Genomic DNA, 21,338 nt, shown 5'->3' with positions numbered 1-21,338 from the left:
TCCAGACAACAGAGATAAGGAGTGCACCATGGTTAAGGTCGGTATTAACGGTTTCGGCCGTATCGGACGTAATTTCCTGCGCGCAGCGCTGGGTAACCCGGATCTTCAGATTGTGGCCATTAACGATCTGACGGACAGCAAAACCCTCGCCCACCTGCTGAAACACGATTCCCTTCTGGGTAAATTGCCCGCACCGGTTGAAGCGGCTGACGGCGCATTGCAGGTTGATGGCCAGCGGATCGTGGTGTTTAGCGAACGCGATCCGGCAAATATTCCGTGGCGTGAAGCTGGCGTGGATGTGGTAATTGAAGCCACCGGCTTCTTTACCGAGCGGGAAAAAGCTGCGGTGCACGTCACGCACGGTGGTGCAAAGCGCGTCATCATCTCCGCGCCCGGCAAGAACGACGATCTGACCGTCGTCATGGGCGTGAACCACGATCGCTATGACCCGGCTCAGCACGTTGTCGTGAGTAACGGGAGTTGTACCACGAACGGTCTGGCTCCGGCCGCGCAGGTACTGCATCAGCAGTTCGGGATTGAGCATGGCCTGATGAATACCACGCATGCCTATACCAACAGCCAGGCGCTGCACGATCAGCCGGAAAAAGATCTGCGCGGTGCACGCGCGGCGGCGCTGTCGATTGTGCCCTACTCCAGCGGCGCGGCAAAAGCGCTCGGCAAAGTCATCCCCTCTCTGGACGGTAAGCTGACCGGTTATTCCCTGCGCGTGCCGGTTCCGGTGGTATCGATCGTCGATTTGACGGTCACCCTGAGCCGTAACGTGACTGCCGAAGAGGTGAATGACGCGTTTCGCAGTGCGGCAGCCAGTGGGCCACTGAAAGACATTCTGGGGTATAGCGATGAACCGCTGGTTTCCAGCGATTATCAGGGCGATCCGCGCTCCTCCATTATCGACGGGCTTTCCACGCTGGTGATTGGCGGGAACATGGTGAAGATCCTGGCGTGGTATGACAACGAGTGGGGATTCTCCAACCGCCTGGTGGACCTGGCGGTGCTGATGGATAAAAAAGGGCTGTAAGCCTCAAGCCGGGTGGGATAAGCACCCACCCGGCATAAAATCACGCCGCTTTGACCTTCACGCCCATAAATACAATGACCATCGCCGTCACCAGCAGGAAACCACTTCCGGCAAACACGCCGCTGGCCCCGTTGAGGTCAAACACCACCCCGCCCCCGGCCGCGCCAGCGCTAATCGCCAGCTGAATGGACGCCACCAGCAGCCCTCCGGCACTTTCGGCTTCATCCGGAACGGTGGTGGCAAGCCAGGTTGACCAGCCTACCGGCACCAGACCGAACGCAAAGCCCCACAGCGCCACCAGTAATCCGTCCAGCATCGCCAGATGACCAAACGCCACCATCATCAGCGCGAGTATGCCCATGCCGAACGGCACGAGGGCCAGCGTCAGGCGCAGATTACGGGCCAGCAGATGCCCGGCAATGGAGGTGCCGACAAAGTTGGCAAGCCCGAAGCCCAGCAGGATCAGCGAAATGGTTTCAACATTTGCCTGTCCGACGGTTTCAAGGAACGGGCGCAGGTAGGTAAAGAAGGCGAAATGGCCGCTAAAGATCAGAATGGTCGCCAGCATGCCGCCAATCATGCCAGGACGGCGCAGCACGCGGAACAATGTGCCAAGGCTACCGCTACTCTCTGGTTTCATGGACGGCAGCACCCAGATCTGCCACAGCAGCGCCAGCATGCTCGGCAGAATGCAGAGAATAAAGACGTTGCGCCAGCCGATCAGGCTTCCCAGATAGCTCCCCAGCGGGGCCGCGACCACGGTGGCGATCGACACGCTGGAGAAGATCACCGCCAGCGCTTTCGGCACTTTGTCCGCCGGAACCAGACGCATTGTTGTGGCCGTCGACATCGCCCAGAACCCACCGATGGCAACCCCTAACAGCAGACGCCCCATCAGCAGAACGTGCAGAGTGGGCGCAAAGGCTACCAGCAGGCTGGAGATAATTTGCAGCACGGAGAAAAACATCAATACCCAGCGACGATCGATTTTCCGGGTCGCCGGGGTGATCAGCAGTCCGGTGACTAACGCCACCAGCGCAGTGGCGGTCACGGCCTGCCCGGCCATCCCCTCACTGACGCCCAGGCTCGAGGCCATCGGCGTCAGCAAACTGGCGGGCAGGAACTCCGCCGTTATCAAACCAAAAACCCCCAGCCCCAGTGAATAGACGGCTCGCCAGGCGGGTTTGGCAGGCGCGACGGCCTCTCTCGCCTCGACACATGCATTCATCTGTTGATCTCCCGTTATAAAAGTGTGACAACTGTCGCAAAAGCATAGAGGGTTCACCCTGGACGATCTATGACATATAATCTCCACTTATTGATTATTCGTCCGGAGTTACGCCATGACCGCACAGTCACCCGATTTGATCAGCGAACTTTTACGCGGCATGCGTCTGTCGGGGGTGAAATACCGCCGGATTGAAGCCAGTGCACCGTTTGGCGTCGCGTTCCATCAGGCACCGGGCAAGGCGCAGTTCCATTTTGTGAGCCACGGCAACGCCCTGCTGCGAATGGACAGCGGTGCAACCTTCGAACTGAGCAGCGGCGATGCGCTGTTTATTCCTGGCGGTAATGCCCATGCCCTGCTCTCTGACGAAAAGGCAACCATCACTCCAGTCAACGCTTTCCCCAGCGAGCCCATCTGTAGCTCGGTCTGTGCCATTACCTGTGAGCCCTGCCCGGAGAGCGAAAACACCATCATCTTTAGCGGGTGTATGGATTTTGAGCTGGGCGGCATGCAGCCGCTGATCAAAGCGATGCCGGAAGTGATGATGGTCAGCCGGTTGATGTCCACCTGGCCGGAAATTCATCCGCTGCTGGCCGCGATGGAGCGCGAGTCCATGACGCGTCAGGTCGGGTTTGCCGGGATCCTCGCCCGTCTGGCTGACGTGGTGGCGGCATTGATTGTTCGGGGCTGGGTTGAAGCAGGCTGTGGTAAAGCGACGGGCTGGGTGCAGGTCTTACGCGATCCGCGTCTGAGCCGGGCCATCTACGCCATGCACCAGCAGCCGGGCCTGAACTGGAGCGTGGCGGATCTGGCGAAAGAAGCGGGCACCTCCCGCTCCGTGTTCGCTGAACGGTTTCTGGCGGCGACGGGGACGACGCCGGCAAAATATCTCAGCGAGCTCAGAATGCGACTGGCTATTCAGTATATTCGCCATGAAAATCAACCGATTGAAACCGTCGCGCTGCGGCTCGGTTACGGGTCTCTGGCGGCGTTTAGCCGGGCATTTAAGCGCATCATCGGCCATGCGCCGGGCACGCTTCGGGAAGTCAGCCAGACCCCGGAAGAGGTCTGACCGACTGACAGGACATCAGAAATAGTATTTAAAGCGCACGCGACCACCGTAGCGATCGTCATTTTTATTGTCACCCTCTTTCGGGGATGCATTGACCCATGACGCATACGCGCCCAGATAGATGTTGAAGTTTTTCATCTTCATGACGTTCGGGATCAGGTACGAGGTATGAATAGTATGGATGTCATACTCGCCCGGGTCGGTTATCCAGCAGTCGTTTTCACACTCTGCGTCAAACGTTGAGGTATTAAACTCGTCGATTTCGTTATGGGCATAGATGTAACCCAACTCAAAATTACGCCAGAGGGCATTAATAGCTGAGGTAAAGTCGGTTTCGCCCGTCGCGTCCAGATAAGCCGTGTTGAGATTCATGACTACTCCGTTTTCCGGATCGGTTTTGAGCCCGTCCCAGGTCATCGTGAACCCGTAGCCCGTTCTCTCTGACTGGTCTACCCAGCGCCCGGCATCGTCGCGATAGCCATAAGCGTTGTTGACCAGGTTGGTCTCCATGGCAACCGCGCTGGAAAACGGCCCATTCTGCCACGAGATGACCGGGCGCACGTAGGCCACATTTTTGTCGTTCTCAAGTTCTGCACCGTGATAACGCTGGTCGACATACAAATCGCTGCCGTCTTTAAACAGGGTATTCAGCTCAAAATACCAGTTATCCAGCGTCTTGTTCATCAGGAAGTTGCCCCCGCTGTCGGTTCGCCCACGCCCCTCCTTCAGCATATAGATATAGCCATAGCCGTCGCTGTAGAGATCGTCTGCGGTATTCCCGGAGTATTCCACAAACGTATCCTGATTGAGCGGGAACATGTCATAGGCCTCAAAGCGTCCGACTTTTATTTCCCAGTCATTCTCAGTGCCAAAGAAGAATACCGCATCATCCAGGTACATTTTCCCGGCGAGGTCGCCGAGCGGCTGGACGGAGAACCCGGCGAAATTGCCGTTATCCATTTTACGATAACCATCAAAGCCTAATAAAATACGCCCATTAATATCCCAGCGTTCTTTATCGCCCGGCGCCCAGTCACTATTAGCACTTTGCTTAACAGACGTGAGGCTACCCGTTTTACTGGCGGCATCCATATTAAATTCCACATCACCGTAAAATTTAATATCACCAAACCCTGAGAGCGTCAGTTTTGGCGGAGCGGTTTTACTCACCGGCTCTTCCGACTGCACCACAACGGCTGGCGCAGCCTGCGTCGCGGCGGCCTGCTGCTGTTTAAGCTCCTGAATTTGCGCTTCCAGTTGCGCCAGCTTTTCTTCCACGTTCATTGAGGGTTGTGCCGCCAAAAGTGCGCCGGAATAGAATGCGCTTATCAGAATTACCGTTTTCTTTAATTGCATAGAATCCATCCTGATTATAAAAGTGAATACCCAAATATCGAGCACAGCCATTTCCACCAAATACCCTCAACGGTGCTATTATGTTTTTTCACAACGTAATTATGATTTTTAACTTGTGTGATCGGCGCAGAGAAAACTTGCGGTAATGAAGGGAATAAAGACCACCCACTTCACACTCTTATTTCATTAGGTTTATGTATATTTTAACGTGCAATATATATGATTATTTAAAGGCATAATTCTTTTAATTTCATTTGCACAACAAATTTCTCCCGACAGGCCTGGACGGGCGAATCGGTAAATTGTCTGGTTCTGCGCAAAATGGGATATTGAACACGCGAAGCGGTCGATATTCGTCTAAGGTTTTCAGGTGATTGATAACAGCGGTCACGCTGCTGAGCGAATACAGGAGACGAACAGATGATAAGACCTCGTACTTTACGCCCTGCTCTTTTGCACCTCGCGCTGGGAGGCGCGCTGCTCGGTGCGACGACATTGAGTTATGCTGATGAACAGCCTGCGTTCCAGAAAAATTCCCCCGATATTTTACTTGGCCCTCTCTTTAATGATGTGCAAAGTGCCAAACTGTTTCCCGATCAGAAAACCTTCGCTGATGCCGTCCCCAAAAGCGATCCGCTGATGATCCTGGCGGATTACCGGATGCAGCACACCCAGTCCAGCTTTGATCTGCGCCACTTTGTAGAGATGAACTTCACGCTGCCTGCGGAAGGCGAAAAGTATGTTCCGCCCGCAGGACAAAGTTTACGCGAGCATATTGACGACCTCTGGCCCGTACTGACGCGTACCACCGATAAAGCCAGTAATAAATGGGATTCCTTGCTGCCGTTACCGAAGCCTTACGTTGTGCCCGGCGGACGCTTCCGCGAGGTCTACTATTGGGACAGCTATTTCACCATGCTGGGTCTCGCGGAAAGCGGCCACTGGGACAAAATCAGCGATATGGTGGATAACTTCGCCTGGGAGATTGATACCTTTGGACATATCCCCAACGGCAACCGCAGCTACTACCTGAGCCGCTCCCAGCCGCCGTTCTTCTCCATGATGGTGGAACTGCTGGCGATGCACGACAGCGATGCGCTAAAGAAATATCGCCCGCAGATGGAAAAAGAGTATGCCTACTGGATGGAGGGGGTGGATTCTCTTCAGCCAGGGCAAGCTAACCAGCGTGTCGTGAAGCTGGATGACGGTTCGGTGCTCAACCGCTACTGGGATGACCGCGATACTCCGCGCCCCGAGTCCTGGCTTGACGACGTCAATACCGCCAAAAACAATCCTAACCGACCCGCGACTGAGATCTACCGTGATTTGCGCTCCGCAGCGGCTTCGGGCTGGGACTTTAGCTCCCGCTGGATGGACGATCCGCAAAAACTCGGCACGATCCGCACCACCAGCATCGTGCCCGTCGATCTGAACGCGCTGATGTTTAAAATGGAAAAACTGCTCGCGCGGGCAAGCCAGGAGGCAGGCGACAGCGCCGCGGCGAGTCAATACGAGGCGCTGGCAACCGCGCGTCAGAAAGCCATTGAGAATCACCTGTGGAATGATAAAGAGGGCTGGTATGCCGATTACGATCTCAAGAGTAAGAAGGTGCGTAATCAGCTTACCGCGGCCGCTCTCTTCCCGCTCTACGTGAAGGCGGCGTCGCAGGAGCGTGCCGATAAAGTTGCCGCGGCGACCTCCGCGCGCCTGTTGAAACCGGGCGGCATTACCACCACCACTATCAACAGCGGACAGCAGTGGGATGCGCCAAACGGCTGGGCTCCGCTGCAGTGGGTGGCGACGGAAGGGTTGCAGAATTACGGGCAGAGTAAGGTGGCGATGGATGTCACCTGGCGCTTCCTGAAGAACGTGCAGCACACTTACGACCGCGAGAAGAAACTGGTGGAGAAATATGACGTATCAACAACCGGTACGGGCGGCGGCGGTGGCGAGTACCCGCTGCAGGATGGGTTCGGCTGGAGTAATGGCGTGACGCTGAAAATGCTGGATCTGGTTTGCCCGAAAGAGAAACCGTGTGACAGCGTACCGGAAAATCAGCCTGCGGCGAATGACGAGGCGGCGCCGGTGAAAGCGACGGCGCAGTAAGTGGGTATTGCCGGGTGGCGGCTACGCCTTACCGGGCCTGCGTTGGGTTTGCAGGCCCGGCAAGCGCAGCGCCACCGGGCAGTCAGAAGCTGTAGCTCGCCCCTAACTGATACTTCCTGTCACGCCCAATCCAGCAGTTGGTTGCGTCGTAGCAGGTCAGCGTCTCTTTATTGGTGATGTTCTGCATACTCGCCTTAAGCGTAAGTCCCGCCAGCGAAGGCAGGATTTCGCCCATCCGGTACGAGGCCGCCAGATCGTACTGCGTGGTGCCGCCCAGTTTATCCGCATCGTTAGCCGGTGAAATTTCCATCGGACCGGTGTAGCGTGCCCCAGCCCCCAGCATCAGCCCTTTCAGCGGCGTACTCTCGAAAGTGTAGTCCCCCCACAGATTGAAAGCGTTCTCCGGTACCTGGGTTGGACGTTTACCCTGGTATTTATCATCTTCGGTATTGATCGCATGGGTGTAGGCATAGTTGGCAATCAGCGTCAGGTTGTCCGTCGGACGGCTGATGGCGGAGAGCTCTGCCCCTTTGGATTCCACTTCCCCGGTCTGACGATAATTCAGGAAGCCCGGATCGGAGGTGACAACGTTTTTCTGCCGGATGTTAAACACTGAGGCGGTAAAGGTGGTGGCGTATTCAGCCAGCAGATATTTTACCCCGCCTTCCACCTGCTTGCTGGTGGTCGGTTTGACGTCTTTTGCCGTGAGCGTTCCCTGCGGTGACACCGGTGCAAAACCTTCGGAATAACTGATAAACGGTGAAACACCGTTATCGAAGGCGTAAAGCGCGCCCAGACGTTTGGTGACGCGGTCCTGCGACACCCAGGCTTTATCCCCGTTTTTCAGGTAATCGGTGGTGACGGAGCGGTAATCGTCGTAGCGCAGGCTACCCAACAGATTTAAGCCACCGAATTCCACCTGATCCTGCAGGTAGTAACCGTTCTGCTGATAGCTGAGGCGATTCTTCTGGGCGGTGTAGAGCCCCAGTGCGCCTTCGCTGATTTGCGCATAGTCAGGATCGCGCATGTCCATGCCTGGCGTGGCCGACGCGTAACGGTAGTGGAAATGCGAGTTCATCTTCTGATAGTCAAACCCGGCCAGCAGATGGTGCTGCCATTCACCCAGCGCAACGGTTTTCGTCACCTGGTTGTCGATGTTGAAGCTCTTAAGATCTTCATCGGTGGTGTAAGCAAAGCGGTTGAGCTGATAAACCTCACTCCCCGTGCCTGTCGCATAGACGCTGCGCTGGTGGGTATCGACGTCAAAATAGCGCGCTTTCTGGTTAAAGCCCCAGCCGCTGTCAAACTCGTGTTCAAAGCTATAGCCCAGCATCCACTGGCGCTGCTTAAACCCACTCCATTCATCTCCGGCGTAATCACGGCGATCGGCATATTTCGAGCGCAGATAAGACAGCGGGAGCGGATTTGACGGCGTCAGGCTCGGGGAGTTTTGCGCCAGCGCATCCAGCGTGAGACGGGTTTTGCTGTCGGGCTGCCAGGTGACGGACGGGGCGACCAGGTAATTTTCATACCGGGTGGTGTGCGGCTGATCGTCATTCTCCGTCGCCTTGCCCAGCAGACGGTAATTCCAGTCGCTGTCGGCTATCTGCCCCGTTGAGTCGAGATAACCCTCTTTCAGGTTGCGGTTACCGGTATTAAAACCGACCTCCGTTCGCGCTTCCCGCTGCGGTTTTTTACTTTGAATATTCACCAGCCCGCCCGGCGAACCACCGCCGTAAAGCACCGATGAAGGCCCTTTCAGGATATCGACGCTGTCAATCAACAGCGGATCGATACGAGCCTTGGTATTGCCGGTGACGTTATAGGGCAACTGCAATCCGTTATAGAACTCCTGATCGACGGTAAAGCCACGAATTTTGTATTCGCTCATGTAGGAGGTATTACCGCGCACTTCGGTTGAGACGCCCGGGGCATAGCGCAGGATTTCATTCACGGAGTTCGCATGACGCTTTTCAATTTCCGGGGCAGAAAGCGTATTGATGACCTGGGGCGTTTTACTTTCGGCAACGGCCGATTTCGTGGCGCTGTTCGTCCAGGCCGGCAGCGCGCTGCCCTGCTCTGAGCCCGTGACGACGATGGTAGATTCTTCGGCGAAAGCCTGGACCTGCAATGCCAGCGTGACGGCACCGGCCAGAGCGCATAACGTAAAACGTGAGGAGTTCATAATGTCGTCTTATTGTTAGATGCAATACGGAACGACAATTATTATCATTTCGATTAACAAATCAAGATTCAGGCAAAAAAAACGGCCCTCCGCAGAGAGCCGCTATGTCATTTTAGGCTCGTCGCAGTAACCTGAATATGCCCAGCACAACAATGGCACCGACGACAGCAACGAGGAAACTGTGCATGTCAAAACCACTGATGTTGCCTCCAAAGCCAAACATCGTCGCCAGCCAGCCGCCCACAACCGCACCAACAACCCCGAGAACACAGGTCAAAATGAAGCCGCCGCCATCGTTTCCCGGCATGATGAGTTTAGCGATAGCGCCAGCGATAAGACCAAAGATAATCCAGGCGATGATACCCATAGCGATGCCCTCTTTCAGGTTTAACGCATGTGCAGAAAACCTTCTGCACAGCTAACGTAAGTATAGGTCATCAGCATAAAATCATTTTCCTCTCACCGACTTATCTTGCATGCAGCAATAAAAAAAAACTCACCGGTTTGTATTAAGTTTGAGTGTGGATTGCCGATAACGCTCAGACAGTCTGTCATTAATCAAGGAGCCATCCGGCGTGAGTCATTACAGTGAGCAGTTCCTCAAGCAAAATCCGCTGGCTGTATTAGGGGTATTACGCGACCTGCAAAAAGGCGAAGTGCCGTTGCGCATCAGCTGGTCAAATAATCAGTTTATCAGCAAGATCCTTGACGTTTCGCAGGAGCGACTGATTGTAGACCTGGGCAGCCAGGAGTATGAAAACCGCGCTGCGCTAAGAGCGGAACATATTGCGGTAATGGCCGAAACCCATGGAGCCAAAGTGGAGTTTGTCCTGCCGCGACTGGAACTGAGCGAATATCAGGGACTTCCCGCTTTTGTGACCCCTCTTCCGGGCAACCTCTGGTTTGTCCAGCGTCGTGAATACTTCCGCATCAGCGCCCCGCTTCACCCTGCCTATTTTTGTAAGGCCAAAATGCCGGACAAAAAAGAGCTTCGTTTCCGTCTCTTTGACCTGTCGCTGGGCGGAATGGGGGCGTTGCTGGATTCAGCGAAACCGGACGGACTGGTAGAAGGCATGCGTTTTACCCAAATTGAGCTCGATATGGGCGGCTGGGGTCGCTTTTATTTCGATGCACAGCTGATTGCCATCAGCGAGCGCACGGTGGTGGACAGCAAAAACGAAACGATTACCACGCCGCGTCTGAGCTTCCGTTTCCTGAACGTCGGGCCAGGCGCTGAGCGCGAGCTGCAGCGTATTATCTACTCGCTGGAGCGTGAAGCACGGGAACGTGCAAATAAAGTCCTGTGAAAAAATCGGGCAGCGCAACCGCCGCCCGTTTGCGGCATTACATGGCATCCATCGCTTTCTGTACTTTCCAGATATAACGAGGCGCCTGTGGTGCCGGATGATTCTTCGCTACATGCTCGACGAACTCATCTTTGTCCATGCCGTTGATCTCGTCTATCGCCTCTTTGCGGTCAGAGGAGAAAGTTCTGAGCAGCGCCCCTGCACCGTTCACGTATGAGACCACCAGCGCGTATTGCATCACTTCCGGATCCTCTATGCCCTTCAGCACGCCATGTTCCAGAATGCTCAGATACGCGGTACCCATGGAAATGTTGCGTTCCGGGTTCTTCAGCTCGCTGGTCGACGGCTGTCCGCTCCAGCCCATGTAGCGGTAGACCTCTCTCCCCGCCGTTGAAGCCTTAAGCTGCATCAGTCCCACCGCGTTGGATTTGCTGACGAGCGTAGGATTACCGCCGGACTCCACCGCAATAATCGCGGTGATCAGACGCGGGCTCACGCCCCAGGCCTTCCCGGCTTGTTCACTGATTGGCATCCACTGCATAGCCCGTTTCACCGGCACTTCCGGGTTCCAGGGCGGGTTTTGATAATCATGTTTTGAACTACAGCCAGCCAGCAGCACAATCAAAAAAGCAAACCATCTCAATTTCACGTCATCTATCCTTATAGCCGGTCATCGCGGTGCGCCGCCCTTGAAGCAGGCAGCGTATACGCGGCATGATATAGACAATTAGTTTCTCATTCAGCAAGGAATTGCCATGTCTCAGTTTCATCTCATCGCGCCGTCGGGCTACTGCATTAACCAGGACGCGGCACAGCGGGGCGTTCAGCGCTTACTGGAATCTGGCCATCAGGTAGAAAATCAGACAATTATCCCCCGCCGCCAGCAGCGTTTTGCCGGAACGGAAGCGCAGAGGCTGAATGATATCAATAGCCTGGTGAGTCTGAAGGGTAAGGATCGCATCGTCCTTGCCGTGCGCGGCGGCTACGGGGCGAGCAGGCTGCTGGAGAGCATTGACTGGCAGGGTCTGGCGCAGCGCCAGCAGCAGGATCCGCTGCTGATTTGCGGCCACAGCGATTTCACCGTCATCCAGCTAGGTCTTCTGGCCCTGCACAATGTCATCACGTTTAGCGGCCCAATGCTGGCCGGTAACTTCGGCGCGCCAGAGCTGGATGCGTTTACCATGGAACACTTCTGGCGCGCGCTGCGTAATCCTGCCTACAGCGTGGAGTGGCAAGGCAACGGACCGCACTGGGAGTGTGAAGGTCAGCTCTGGGGCGGAAACCTGGCGATGCTGGTCTCGCTCATCGGCACGCCGTGGATGCCGGACATCGAAGACGGCATTCTGGTGCTGGAAGATATCAACGAACATCCGTTCCGCGTCGAGCGCATGCTGTTGCAGCTCTATCATGCCGGTATTCTTGAACGCCAGTCCGCGATTGTGCTGGGCAGCTTTAGCGGCGCTGCCCCCAATGACTATGACGCGGGCTACTCGCTGGAAACGATGGTCGATTTCATCCGCTCCCGGCTGGACATTCCCGTCATCACCGGGCTGGATTTCGGCCATGAGCAGCAAACCGTCACTCTTGCGCTGGGGGCGCACGCCAGGCTGAAGCATGATGATGGCGGAAGCCTGCTCACCATCAGCGGCCATCCGGTCATAAAGGGGTAAAAAATCCGTTAAACCGCCTTAATAAAACGCTGTTACCGACGTTAATATGTTAGGGTTTTAGTAACAGCGTTAACATTGAGGTGGGAGTAAGAGAACATTGGATGCCGCAGCGATAATCAGCCTTTTCATTTTGGGTTCTGTCCTTGTAACCAGCAGTATTTTATTAAGTTCATTTTCATCGCGTCTCGGCATACCTATTCTTGTTATTTTCCTTGCTATCGGCATGCTGGCTGGCATTGATGGCATCGGCGGTATCCCATTCGATAACTACCCTTTTGCCTACATGGTGAGTAACCTCGCCCTGGCGGTGATCCTGCTTGACGGCGGCATGCGTACGCAGGCGAGCTCCTTCCGCGTGGCCCTGGGGCCTGCGCTTTCACTTGCCACGGTCGGCGTGTTAATTACCTCTGGCCTCACCGGGATGATGGCTGCGTGGCTTTTCCATCTGAATATCATGGAAGGTTTGCTGATTGGCGCGATTGTCGGCTCAACCGACGCGGCAGCCGTGTTTTCCCTGCTCGGTGGAAAAGGGCTTAACGAACGTGTCGGCTCAACGCTTGAGATTGAATCCGGCAGTAACGACCCGATGGCGGTGTTCCTGACCATCACGCTGATCGAGATGATCCAGCAGCACGAGACCGGGCTGAGCTGGATGTTCGCGTGGCATATCCTGCAGCAGTTCGGCCTGGGGATACTGATAGGTCTGGCGGGGGGATACCTGTTACAGCAGATGATTAACCGCATCTCGCTGCCCTCGGGGCTGTATCCACTGCTGGCACTGAGCGGCGGGATCCTGATTTTTGCCGTCACCACCGCACTGGACGGCAGCGGTATTCTCGCGGTCTACCTCTGCGGATTCCTGATGGGTAACCGCCCTATCCGCAACCGTCACGCTATTTTGCAAAACTTCGACGGTCTTGCCTGGCTGGCGCAAATCGGCATGTTCCTGGTGCTGGGCCTGCTGGTCACGCCCTCGGATCTGCTGCCGATTGCCATTCCGGCGCTGCTGCTGTCTGCATGGATGATCTTCTTCGCCCGTCCGCTGTCGGTGTTTGCCGGTCTGCTGCCGTTTCGCGGCTTCAACCTGCGCGAGCGTGTCTTTATCAGCTGGGTGGGCCTGCGTGGCGCGGTGCCGATCATCCTTGCCGTCTTCCCGATGATGGCCGGGCTGGATAACGCACGACTGTTCTTTAACGTGGCGTTCTTCGTGGTGCTGATTTCACTGCTGTTCCAGGGGACATCGCTCGGATGGGCGGCGAAAAAAGCCAAAGTGGTGGTCCCGCCCGTGGGCTGGCCGGTGTCCCGCGTGGGGCTCGATATTCATCCGGAGAACCCGTGGGAACAGTTCGTCTATCAACTGAGCGCCGACAAGTGGTGCGTAGGGGCATCGCTGCGCGATTTGCACATGCCGGCCGAAACGCGGATTGCCGCGCTGTTTCGCGATAATGTCCTGCAACACCCTACCGGCAGCACCCGGCTTCGCGAAGGGGATATTTTGTGCGTGATTGGCCGCGAGCGCGATCTGCCCGCGCTGGGCAAGTTGTTCAGCCAGTCGCCTCCGGTGGCGCTGGACCAGCGTTTCTTCGGCGATTTTATTCTGGAAGCCAGCGCCAAATTTGCGGATGTGGCGCTGATTTACGGTCTGGATGAAGGTGCTGAAGACGGTAATAACCAGCAAACGCTGGGCGAAATCATCCAGCAACGACTTGGCGCTGCGCCGGTCGTCGGCGATCAGGTGGAATTTGCCGGGATGATCTGGACCGTTGCCGAAAAAGAAGATAACGCGGTGCGGAAAGTCGGTTTGCGGCCGATGGAAGAGGACGCAGAGTAGCGGGTTTATGCCGGGTGGCGGCTGCGCCTTACCCGGCATAAGAACACGTTACACCGTTACAACCGGCACTCTCGGCGCCAGGGCGCACATGAGTTCATACCCCACCGTTCCCGCCGCCGCGGCCACGTCATCAATTTTGACTTCATTGCCCCACAGCTCAACCGGTGAACCGATGCCCGCCTGCGGACACGGCGTGAGGTCAACCGCCAGCATATCCATTGACACGGTCCCCACCGTGCCCGTACGGACGCCGTCCACCCAGACAGGCGTACCGGTTGGCGCGATGCGCGGATAGCCGTCGGCATACCCGCCTGCCACAATACCAATTCGCTGTTCGCCCTGCGCCAGGTAGCGGCTGCCATAGCCCACCGTGTCGCCCGCCTTCAGCGTCTGCACGCCGATAATCTCACTGCGCAGGGACATCACCGGCTTCAGGCCGCTGTTGGCGATATCCTGCCATTGACCGGACGGGGATGCACCATACAGAACGATCCCCGGACGCACCCAGTTATAATGCGCTTCGGGATGCCAAAGCGTCGCCGCAGAGTTCGACAGCGAGCGCGGACAGTCCAGCCCTTCTGCCGCCTGCTCAATGCGGACCATGGCATCGGCAATGCCGTCCGGTTTTTCCGCATCGGCAAAGTGCGCCATCAGCGTCATTTCGCCCACATTTTTCAGGGCGCGCAGCTGTTGCCAGACCGTATGTACCCGCTCAGGCTGAAAGCCCAGACGGTTCATGCCGCTGTTTACCTTGAGATAGATATCCAGCGGCGCGTGGAGTTTTGCATCCTGAATCGCTTTAATCTGCCAGTTGCTGTGAACGCTGGTGGTCAGACGATACTTATCCAGCAAGGGCAGATCCTCGGGGTGGAAGAACCCTTCCAGCAGCAAAATCGGCCCTTTCCAGCCGCGTTCGCGCAGCAGGATAGCCTCTTCCAGATTGAGCAACGCAAAACCGTCGGTGGCGCTGAGCGCGCTCCAGATACGGTCAATACCGTGGCCGTAGGCATTCGCTTTGACTACCGACCAGACGCGCGAACCAGGTGCTGCCCGGCGAACAATTTGCAGGTTTTCCTTCAGGGCCTGCAGATCCAGCTGAGCCAGAACAGGACGGGACATGACAACTCCTTAGTTATGCGCGCCGTGCAGATGCTGTGGACGCGATGGCGTGAACCCTGATTGATAGCGCGCCGCACTTAAATCGTCAAATGGAATGGCTGGCGTGCGCCCGGAAATCAGGTCGCTCAGCAGCTGACCGGACCCGCAGGCCATCGTCCAGCCCAGCGTGCCGTGTCCGGTATTGGTCCACAAATTTTTAAACGGCGTACGGCCAACAATCGGCGTACCGTCCGGGGTCATCGGACGCAGACCGGTCCAGAATGTCGCCTGCTCAACAAAGCCCCCTCGCGGGAACAGGTCCCCCACCACCATCTCCAGCGTTTCACGACGCGGCTGCAGGAGGTCGGTGTTGAAGCCGACAATTTCCGCCATGCCGCCCACGCGGATGCGGTTATCGAAGCGGGTAATGGCGATTTTGTAGGTTTCATCCAGGATGGTTGATACCGGGGCGCCGCTCTCTTCTTTCACCGGAATGGTCAGCGAGTAGCCCTTCAGCGGATAAACAGGAATATCGAGAATGCCTTTCAGCATGGCGGTGGAGTACGAGCCAAACGCCATCACGTAGGCATCCGCTTTGATCACCTCGTCGCCACACTTCACGCCGTAAATTTTTTCCCCTTCCGACAGCAGCTTGTCGACAGCGGTGTTAAAGCGGAATTTCACCCCCGCCTGCTCGCACATGTGCGCCAGACGCTGGGTAAAGAGCTGACAGTCGCCGGTTTCGTCATTAGGAAGACGCAGGCCGCCCGTCAGTTTATGCGCCACTTCCGCCAGGGCAGGCTCAACCTGTCCCAGCTGGCTGGCCTCCAGCAGCTGGTAAGGTACGCCGGCATCCTCCAGCACGGCGATGTCGCGGGTGGCGTTTTCATACTGTTGCGCGGTGCGGAACAGCTGCAGCGTGCCGCCCTGACGGCCTTCGTACTCAATGCCGGTCGACGCGCGCAGGGTCTTAAGACAGTCACGGCTGTATTCCGCCAGGCGCACCATGCGCCCTTTGTTTTCCATGTAGTGGCGGGTATCGCAGTTGCGCAGCATCTGCCACATCCACTTCAGCTGGAACGGCGTGCCGTCAAGGCTGATGGCCAGCGGCGCATGGCGCTGGAACATCCATTTGATCGCCTTCAGCGGTACGCCAGGGGCTGCCCACGGCGCCGCATACCCCGGAGAGATTTGCCCGGCATTCGCCGCACTGGTTTCAAGCGCCGGGCCGGATTCACGATCGATAACGGTAACCTCATGTCCTGCCTGACTTAAATACCAGGCGCTGGTTACGCCAACGACACCACTTCCCAGTATGACAACACGCATAGCCACTCCATAATGTGCAAAAGAACAATCTTCTAATTACAGATTGATAACCTAGTTGAAAATATTATTCAACATACGACTTTTTTATGGTGACTTGCCTCACACATCCCCCAGTATCAGGGGATGGTGCTAATTTGGGATCTCATGCTGAGCTTTATTTTTAACCAGCATAAAATGCTGAAGGAGTCGCTTTTTTTGCCGTATCAAAAACGGGAAATCGCAAAGAAAAAATTTCTTGTCGGGCACGCTTTTTAACACGTTGATCTATGCTTGAAAGGAGGCTCTCCAGACAGAGAGAGCACCCACAACGAGGGCGCGCTAATGGCTACTATTGATTCCCTGAACAAGGACAACACACGTCTGAGCGATGGACCCGACTGGACCTTCGAGCTGCTGGATGTCTACCTCGCCGAAATCGACCGGGTGGCAAAACTGTATCGCCTGGATACCTATCCCCATCAAATTGAGGTGATTACCTCTGAACAGATGATGGACGCTTACTCCAGCGTCGGGATGCCGATCAACTATCCGCACTGGTCGTTTGGTAAAAAATTCATTGAAACGGAGCGCCTGTATAAACACGGTCAGCAGGGGCTGGCGTATGAGATTGTGATTAACTCCAATCCGTGTATTGCGTATTTAATGGAAGAGAACACCATTACCATGCAGGCGCTGGTGATGGCCCACGCCTGTTACGGCCATAACTCGTTTTTCAAAAATAACTATCTCTTCCGCAGCTGGACGGATGCCAGCTCCATCGTTGATTACCTGATCTTCGCGCGTAAATACATCACCGACTGCGAAGAGCGTTATGGCGTGGATGAGGTGGAGAAACTGCTCGACTCCTGCCACGCCCTGATGAACTACGGCGTGGACCGCTACAAACGGCCGCAGAAAATCTCCCTGCAGGAGGAGAAAGCCCGACAGAAAAGCCGCGAAGAGTATCTGCAAAGCCAGGTGAACATGCTGTGGCGCACCCTGCCGAAGCGTGAGGAAGAGAAAGCCGTCGCCGAGACGCGTCGTTATCCCTCCGAGCCGCAGGAAAACCTGCTCTATTTTATGGAGAAAAACGCCCCGCTGCTGGAGCCGTGGCAGCGTGAGATCCTGCGCATCGTGCGCAAGGTCAGCCAGTATTTCTATCCGCAGAAACAGACGCAGGTGATGAACGAAGGCTGGGCGACATTCTGGCACTACACCATCCTCAACCATCTGTATGACGAGGGGAAAGTGACCGAGCGGTTCATGATGGAGTTTCTCCACAGCCATACCAACGTCGTGTTTCAGCCGCCTTATAACAGCCCGTGGTACAGCGGGATTAACCCGTATGCGCTTGGCTTTGCGATGTTTCAGGACATTAAGCGTATCTGTCAGTCGCCAACGGAAGAAGACAAGTACTGGTTCCCGGATATCGCCGGTTCAGACTGGCTTGAAACGCTGCATTTTGCGATGCGCGATTTTAAGGACGAGAGCTTTATCAGCCAGTTTATGTCGCCGAAGATCATGCGTGATTTCCGCTTCTTCACCGTGCTGGACGATGATCGTAACAACTACCTGGAGATTTCTGCGATTCATAATGAAGAGGGGTACCGCGAGATCCGCTCACGGCTCTCTTCTCAGTACAACCTGAGCAACCTTGAGCCCAATATTCAGGTCTGGAACGTCGATTTACGCGGTGACCGTTCTCTGACGCTGCGTTATATCCCGCACAACCGCGCGCCGCTGGATAAAGGACGTAAAGAGGTGCTGAAGCATGTTCACCGCCTGTGGGGCTTTGACGTGCAGCTGGAACAGCAGAATGAGGACGGCAGCGTAGAACTGCTGGAACGTTGCCCGGCGCGGTTGAATACGTTGTAATGTTTTTTGCCGGGTGGCGCTTCGCTTATCGGGCGAAAAAAAACCTCTCACTTGAGAGGTTTTTCTTTCAGCGACTCTGAATCGCTAAATCGCCCGGCAGCGTTTTTTGCATGCGATGCCAGATTTCACCGGAATCATGACCGTAGCGACGCACGGTTTCATAAACCTGATCGTGCAGCCCTTCGGTGCAGAGCTTGCTGAGCTTATGGTAGAAACCCAGTGCCAGACTGCGCGCTTCGGGATTGGCAAAGTAGTGACGACCAATGCGGGTATAGAGCCCTTTCATCCCGTTAAGGATAAGACCGTAAATCGGGTTGCCGGAGGCAAACGCCAGACCGCGGAAGACGTTGTAATCGAGGGTGGCAAAGGCATCGGCATGATCTTCGACCTCGTTTGCGCTGGCCAGCACTGCAAGCGCATCTTCCGGGTGCTGACGGAAAGCGGTACGAATAAAGATCGTCGCGATGTTGGTACGCACGGAGAGCAGATTATCAATGAGCTGCGGTACGCTTTCGTGGTCGAGGCGCGCCAGCGTTTCAAGAATGTTCAGCCCCGAGGTTTCCCAGAAGTTGTTTACTTTTGTTGGCTTGCCGTGCTGGATCGTCAACCATCCATCACGCGCCAGTCGCTGAAGCACTTCACGCAGCGTGGTGCGAGTGACGCCAATCAGTTCAGAGAGTTCGCGTTCAGCCGGAAGAATGGACCCTGCAGGGAAGCGATTATTCCAGATGCTTTCAATGATGTACTCTTCCGCGAAACCCGCCGGGCTCTGCGCCTTAATGACCATAGTGAGATTTCCATTACACAGCTTTAGCAAATTGCACTCATCATACCAGAGGCATGCAGCGGCAGGTAGCGCGGTAAAGAGAGAAAAGAGGGATCGCCGTTTCATTTTTATGAAATTTACAATGCTCGCTTATCCGCCGCCGGGCCGCAATTTTGCGTATACTGATGTTTTGTTTTACGTGACGGGGAAGGACGTCTGTTGTGGAAATTTCTTTTGGGCGCGCGCTGTGGCGCAATTTTTTAGGTCAGTCTCCTGACTGGTACAAACTGATACTGCTGGTTTTCCTGGTCGTTAACCCCCTTATTTTTAGCGTGAACCCGTTTATCGCCGGATGGCTGCTGGTGGCGGAGTTTATCTTCACCCTGGCAATGGCGCTAAAATGTTACCCTCTGCTGCCTGGCGGTCTGCTGGCTTTTGAAGCAGTGGTCATCGGGATGACGTCTGCTGAGCATGTAAAAGCAGAGCTGGCGTCAAATCTGGAAGTGCTCCTGCTGCTGATATTTATGGTGGCCGGGATCTACTTTATGAAACAGCTGCTGCTGTTTATCTTCACTCGCCTGTTGCTCAGCATTCCGTCTAAAACGGTATTGTCGCTGGCGTTTTGCCTTGCTGCTGCCTTTCTTTCGGCCTTCCTGGATGCCCTGACCGTTGTTGCGGTGGTGATCAGCGTCGCCGTCGGGTTTTACGGGATTTATCACCGCGTGGCCTCGTCCCGCCCGGGCGAAGACTTGCAGGATGACAGCCACGTTGAGGCGCATAACCGTGAGGTGCTGGAGCAGTTCCGCGCGTTTCTGCGCAGTCTGATGATGCATGCTGGCGTAGGGACTGCATTGGGCGGCGTGATGACCATGGTGGGTGAGCCGCAAAACCTGATCATCGCCAAAGCGGCTGAATGGCATTTTGGCGAGTTTTTCCTGCGCATGGCCCCCGTGAGCGTGCCTGTCCTTATCTGCGGGTTAGCAACCTGCATTCTGGTCGAAAAGTTCAGGGTATTCGGCTACGGCGCGCAACTGCCTGAGCCGGTCCGCAGTGAGCTGCATAAATTTGACGAGCAGAGCCGCAAACAGCGCACGCGGCAAGAGACGCTGCGTCTGATTGCGCAGGGTATCATTGGCGTCTGGCTTATCGTCGCGCTGGCGTTGCATCTTGCAGAGGTTGGGTTGATTGGCCTCTCCGTTATTATTCTTGCGACCACCTTTAGCGGCGTAACGGATGAGCATGCTATTGGCAAAGCGTTTACGGAAGCCCTGCCATTTACCGCGCTGCTGGCCGTCTTCTTCGCGGTTGTGGCGGTGATTATCGATCAGCATCTGTTTGCCCCCATAATTACCTTTGTGCTGCAGGCTGCACCAGACGCGCAGCTTACGCTCTTCTATCTGTTCAACGGCCTCCTGTCGTCCATCTCCGATAACGTCTTTGTCGGGACGGTCTACATCAACGAAGCCAAATCCGCGATGGAAGAAGGCATTATTAACGCAGGACAGTTTGAGCTGCTGGCCGTAGCCATCAATACCGGCACTAACCTGCCGTCGGTAGCGACGCCAAATGGACAAGCCGCCTTCCTGTTCCTGCTGACCTCTGCCCTTGCGCCACTCATACGTCTTTCTTATGGAAGAATGGTCTGGATGGCGCTGCCCTATACGCTGGTACTCACAATTGTGGGATTGCTTTGCGTCAAAATTACCCTCATTCCCTGTACGCAATGGCTGATACAAGCGGGTATACTTGCGGCGCACTAAATGAGGCCTCTCGGGCAGTTCGCTGCCCGTTTGCCTTTTCGCACGATAAACATCCGATTACGTTTTATTTCGTCAGGTACAGGTGGCGCGAAAAACGAATTCGTTTACACTGCGCTTTCTAAGCATGTTCCAGGGAAATGATTATGTTGAGATTTTTAAACCAGTGCTCTCGCGGTCGCGGAGCGTGGTTGTTGATGGCCCTGACCGCCTTTGCGCTGGAAATGGTCGCGCTGTGGTTCCAGCACGTGATGGGGCTGAAACCCTGCGTGCTCTGTATCTACGAGCGCTGCGCCCTGTTTGGCATTATGGGTGCGGGCCTGGTAGGCGCCATCGCCCCGAAATCGCCGTTGCGCTACGCGGGTATTGCAATCTGGCTGTACAGCGCCTGGAAAGGAATTGAACTCTCCTGGCAGCACACCATGATGCAGCTGCATCCGTCACCGTTTATGACCTGTGATTTTGCCGCCCGCTTCCCGAGCTGGCTGCCGCTGGATAAATGGCTGCCGCAGGTGTTTGTCGCATCCGGTGACTGCTCTGTCCGTCAGTGGGAATTCCTGACGCTGGAGATGCCACAGTGGCTGGTGGGGATTTTTGTCGCCTACTTCATCGTGGCGTTGCTGGTGCTGATTGCCCAGCCGTTCAAGCCGAAGAAACGTGATTTGTTCGGAAGGTAAAAGCAAAACGGCAACGTCAGTTTTGTAGGTCGGGTAAGCGCAGCGCCACCCGACACAACAGCG

At 55.7% G+C, this 21,338-nt stretch carries 16 protein-coding genes and 2 pseudogenes; 9 read left to right on the top strand and 9 right to left on the bottom strand.

Annotated elements, in window-relative coordinates; genetic code table 11:
* The first annotated feature begins 28 nt into the window (after window positions 1–28).
* Window positions 29–1,039, top strand: coding sequence for a type I glyceraldehyde-3-phosphate dehydrogenase (gene gap, locus L977_RS04995; protein WP_023330621.1), 1,011 nt, complete (start codon window positions 29–31; stop codon window positions 1,037–1,039).
* A 40-nt stretch (window positions 1,040–1,079) separates the two neighbouring features.
* Here the strand turns inward: gap and L977_RS04990 are convergent, their stop codons facing one another.
* The gene (locus L977_RS04990; protein WP_047625058.1) at window positions 1,080–2,267 is read right to left on the bottom strand and encodes an MFS transporter; all 1,188 of its coding nucleotides are present in this window, start codon (window positions 2,265–2,267) and stop codon (window positions 1,080–1,082) included.
* Window positions 2,268–2,382: 115 nt separating this feature from the next.
* On the opposite strand from L977_RS04990, the gene L977_RS04985 reads away from it, so the two are divergent.
* A complete protein-coding gene (locus L977_RS04985; RefSeq protein ID WP_023337412.1) occupies window positions 2,383–3,339 on the top strand; it encodes an AraC family transcriptional regulator in 957 nt (318 codons plus the stop codon).
* Window positions 3,340–3,354: 15 nt separating this feature from the next.
* Here L977_RS04985 and L977_RS04980 read toward each other — a convergent pair whose 3' ends face one another.
* Complete coding sequence (locus tag L977_RS04980) at window positions 3,355–4,695, bottom strand: carbohydrate porin (protein WP_047344666.1); 1,341 nt, start codon at window positions 4,693–4,695, stop codon at window positions 3,355–3,357.
* Window positions 4,696–5,115: 420 nt separating this feature from the next.
* Here L977_RS04980 and L977_RS04975 point away from each other — a divergent pair, with 420 nt between their 5' ends.
* Window positions 5,116–6,801, top strand: coding sequence for an alpha,alpha-trehalase (locus tag L977_RS04975; RefSeq protein ID WP_047625055.1), 1,686 nt, complete (start codon window positions 5,116–5,118; stop codon window positions 6,799–6,801).
* An 82-nt stretch (window positions 6,802–6,883) separates the two neighbouring features.
* Here L977_RS04975 and L977_RS04970 read toward each other — a convergent pair whose 3' ends face one another.
* Both L977_RS04970 and L977_RS04965 read right to left on the bottom strand, forming a co-directional pair.
* Entirely contained in the window at window positions 6,884–8,986 is a 2,103-nt protein-coding gene (locus tag L977_RS04970) for a TonB-dependent siderophore receptor (protein WP_047625053.1), read from the bottom strand.
* Window positions 8,987–9,098: 112 nt separating this feature from the next.
* Window positions 9,099–9,353 carry a GlsB/YeaQ/YmgE family stress response membrane protein gene (locus L977_RS04965; RefSeq protein WP_014884251.1) on the bottom strand — a complete coding sequence of 85 codons (255 nt, stop codon included), beginning with the start codon at window positions 9,351–9,353 and terminating at the stop codon, window positions 9,099–9,101.
* A gap of 208 nt (window positions 9,354–9,561) precedes the next feature.
* Here L977_RS04965 and ycgR point away from each other — a divergent pair, with 208 nt between their 5' ends.
* On the top strand, window positions 9,562–10,293 hold the full coding sequence (gene ycgR, locus L977_RS04960) for a flagellar brake protein YcgR (protein ID WP_014884252.1): 732 nt from the start codon (window positions 9,562–9,564) through the stop codon (window positions 10,291–10,293).
* A gap of 37 nt (window positions 10,294–10,330) precedes the next feature.
* Here the strand turns inward: ycgR and emtA are convergent, their stop codons facing one another.
* Window positions 10,331–10,942: a membrane-bound lytic murein transglycosylase EmtA gene (gene emtA, locus L977_RS04955; protein WP_014884253.1), complete on the bottom strand. Its 612-nt coding sequence runs from the start codon at window positions 10,940–10,942 to the stop codon at window positions 10,331–10,333.
* A 106-nt stretch (window positions 10,943–11,048) separates the two neighbouring features.
* Here emtA and ldcA point away from each other — a divergent pair, with 106 nt between their 5' ends.
* Together ldcA and L977_RS04945 are read left to right on the top strand one after the other, a co-directional pair.
* Complete coding sequence (ldcA, locus tag L977_RS04950; RefSeq protein ID WP_047625052.1) at window positions 11,049–11,963, top strand: muramoyltetrapeptide carboxypeptidase; 915 nt, start codon at window positions 11,049–11,051, stop codon at window positions 11,961–11,963.
* A 97-nt stretch (window positions 11,964–12,060) separates the two neighbouring features.
* Window positions 12,061–13,776 (top strand): annotated as a pseudogene (locus L977_RS04945) (potassium/proton antiporter); the annotation flags it as partial.
* Here L977_RS04945 and L977_RS25205 read toward each other — a convergent pair.
* From L977_RS25205 to L977_RS04935, 3 genes and pseudogenes are all read right to left on the bottom strand, one after another.
* Window positions 13,732–13,833, bottom strand: a pseudogene (locus L977_RS25205) (hypothetical protein); the annotation flags it as partial. The pseudogenes L977_RS04945 and L977_RS25205 sit on opposite strands and share 45 nt — an antisense overlap.
* A gap of 9 nt (window positions 13,834–13,842) precedes the next feature.
* Window positions 13,843–14,913 carry a catabolic alanine racemase DadX gene (dadX, locus tag L977_RS04940; protein WP_047625049.1) on the bottom strand — a complete coding sequence of 357 codons (1,071 nt, stop codon included), beginning with the start codon at window positions 14,911–14,913 and terminating at the stop codon, window positions 13,843–13,845.
* A 9-nt stretch (window positions 14,914–14,922) separates the two neighbouring features.
* A complete protein-coding gene (locus L977_RS04935; protein ID WP_014884257.1) occupies window positions 14,923–16,221 on the bottom strand; it encodes a D-amino acid dehydrogenase in 1,299 nt (432 codons plus the stop codon).
* Between the two features lie 321 nt (window positions 16,222–16,542).
* Between L977_RS04935 and L977_RS04930 the strand changes: the two genes are divergently transcribed.
* Complete coding sequence (locus L977_RS04930; RefSeq protein ID WP_014884258.1) at window positions 16,543–18,075, top strand: SpoVR family protein; 1,533 nt, start codon at window positions 16,543–16,545, stop codon at window positions 18,073–18,075.
* Window positions 18,076–18,142: 67 nt separating this feature from the next.
* Here L977_RS04930 and fadR read toward each other — a convergent pair whose 3' ends face one another.
* Window positions 18,143–18,862 carry a fatty acid metabolism transcriptional regulator FadR gene (gene fadR / locus L977_RS04925; protein WP_014884259.1) on the bottom strand — a complete coding sequence of 240 codons (720 nt, stop codon included), beginning with the start codon at window positions 18,860–18,862 and terminating at the stop codon, window positions 18,143–18,145.
* Between the two features lie 200 nt (window positions 18,863–19,062).
* On the opposite strand from fadR, the gene nhaB reads away from it, so the two are divergent.
* Window positions 19,063–20,601, top strand: coding sequence for a Na(+)/H(+) antiporter NhaB (nhaB, locus tag L977_RS04920; protein WP_023330627.1), 1,539 nt, complete (start codon window positions 19,063–19,065; stop codon window positions 20,599–20,601).
* A 143-nt stretch (window positions 20,602–20,744) separates the two neighbouring features.
* Entirely contained in the window at window positions 20,745–21,275 is a 531-nt protein-coding gene (gene dsbB / locus L977_RS04915) for a disulfide bond formation protein DsbB (RefSeq protein WP_014884261.1), read from the top strand.
* Window positions 21,276–21,338: the final 63 nt, after the last annotated feature.

The sequence above is a fragment of the Enterobacter sp. ZOR0014 genome (assembly GCF_000798855.1).
Lineage (GTDB): Bacteria > Pseudomonadota > Gammaproteobacteria > Enterobacterales > Enterobacteriaceae > Enterobacter > Enterobacter kobei.
Note: the sequence above shows the minus strand (reverse complement) of the source record. Positions and strands in the feature narration are given on the sequence as shown.

What these genes read in the sequence shown, in the direction of transcription:
- L977_RS04965 (WP_014884251.1), bottom strand. Translation starts at nt 9,353, where the DNA reads ATGGGTATCATCGCCTGGATTATCTTTGGTCTTATCGCTGGCGCTATC.
- fadR (WP_014884259.1), bottom strand. Translation starts at nt 18,862, where the DNA reads ATGGTCATTAAGGCGCAGAGCCCGGCGGGTTTCGCGGAAGAGTACATC.
- L977_RS04975 (WP_047625055.1), top strand. Translation starts at nt 5,116, where the DNA reads ATGATAAGACCTCGTACTTTACGCCCTGCTCTTTTGCACCTCGCGCTG.
- dadX (WP_047625049.1), bottom strand. Translation starts at nt 14,913, where the DNA reads ATGTCCCGTCCTGTTCTGGCTCAGCTGGATCTGCAGGCCCTGAAGGAA.
- dsbB (WP_014884261.1), top strand. Translation starts at nt 20,745, where the DNA reads ATGTTGAGATTTTTAAACCAGTGCTCTCGCGGTCGCGGAGCGTGGTTG.
- L977_RS04990 (WP_047625058.1), bottom strand. Translation starts at nt 2,267, where the DNA reads ATGAATGCATGTGTCGAGGCGAGAGAGGCCGTCGCGCCTGCCAAACCC.
- ldcA (WP_047625052.1), top strand. Translation starts at nt 11,049, where the DNA reads ATGTCTCAGTTTCATCTCATCGCGCCGTCGGGCTACTGCATTAACCAG.
- gap (WP_023330621.1), top strand. Translation starts at nt 29, where the DNA reads ATGGTTAAGGTCGGTATTAACGGTTTCGGCCGTATCGGACGTAATTTC.
- L977_RS04970 (WP_047625053.1), bottom strand. Translation starts at nt 8,986, where the DNA reads ATGAACTCCTCACGTTTTACGTTATGCGCTCTGGCCGGTGCCGTCACG.
- L977_RS04980 (WP_047344666.1), bottom strand. Translation starts at nt 4,695, where the DNA reads ATGCAATTAAAGAAAACGGTAATTCTGATAAGCGCATTCTATTCCGGC.
- L977_RS04985 (WP_023337412.1), top strand. Translation starts at nt 2,383, where the DNA reads ATGACCGCACAGTCACCCGATTTGATCAGCGAACTTTTACGCGGCATG.
- L977_RS04930 (WP_014884258.1), top strand. Translation starts at nt 16,543, where the DNA reads ATGGCTACTATTGATTCCCTGAACAAGGACAACACACGTCTGAGCGAT.
- L977_RS04935 (WP_014884257.1), bottom strand. Translation starts at nt 16,221, where the DNA reads ATGCGTGTTGTCATACTGGGAAGTGGTGTCGTTGGCGTAACCAGCGCC.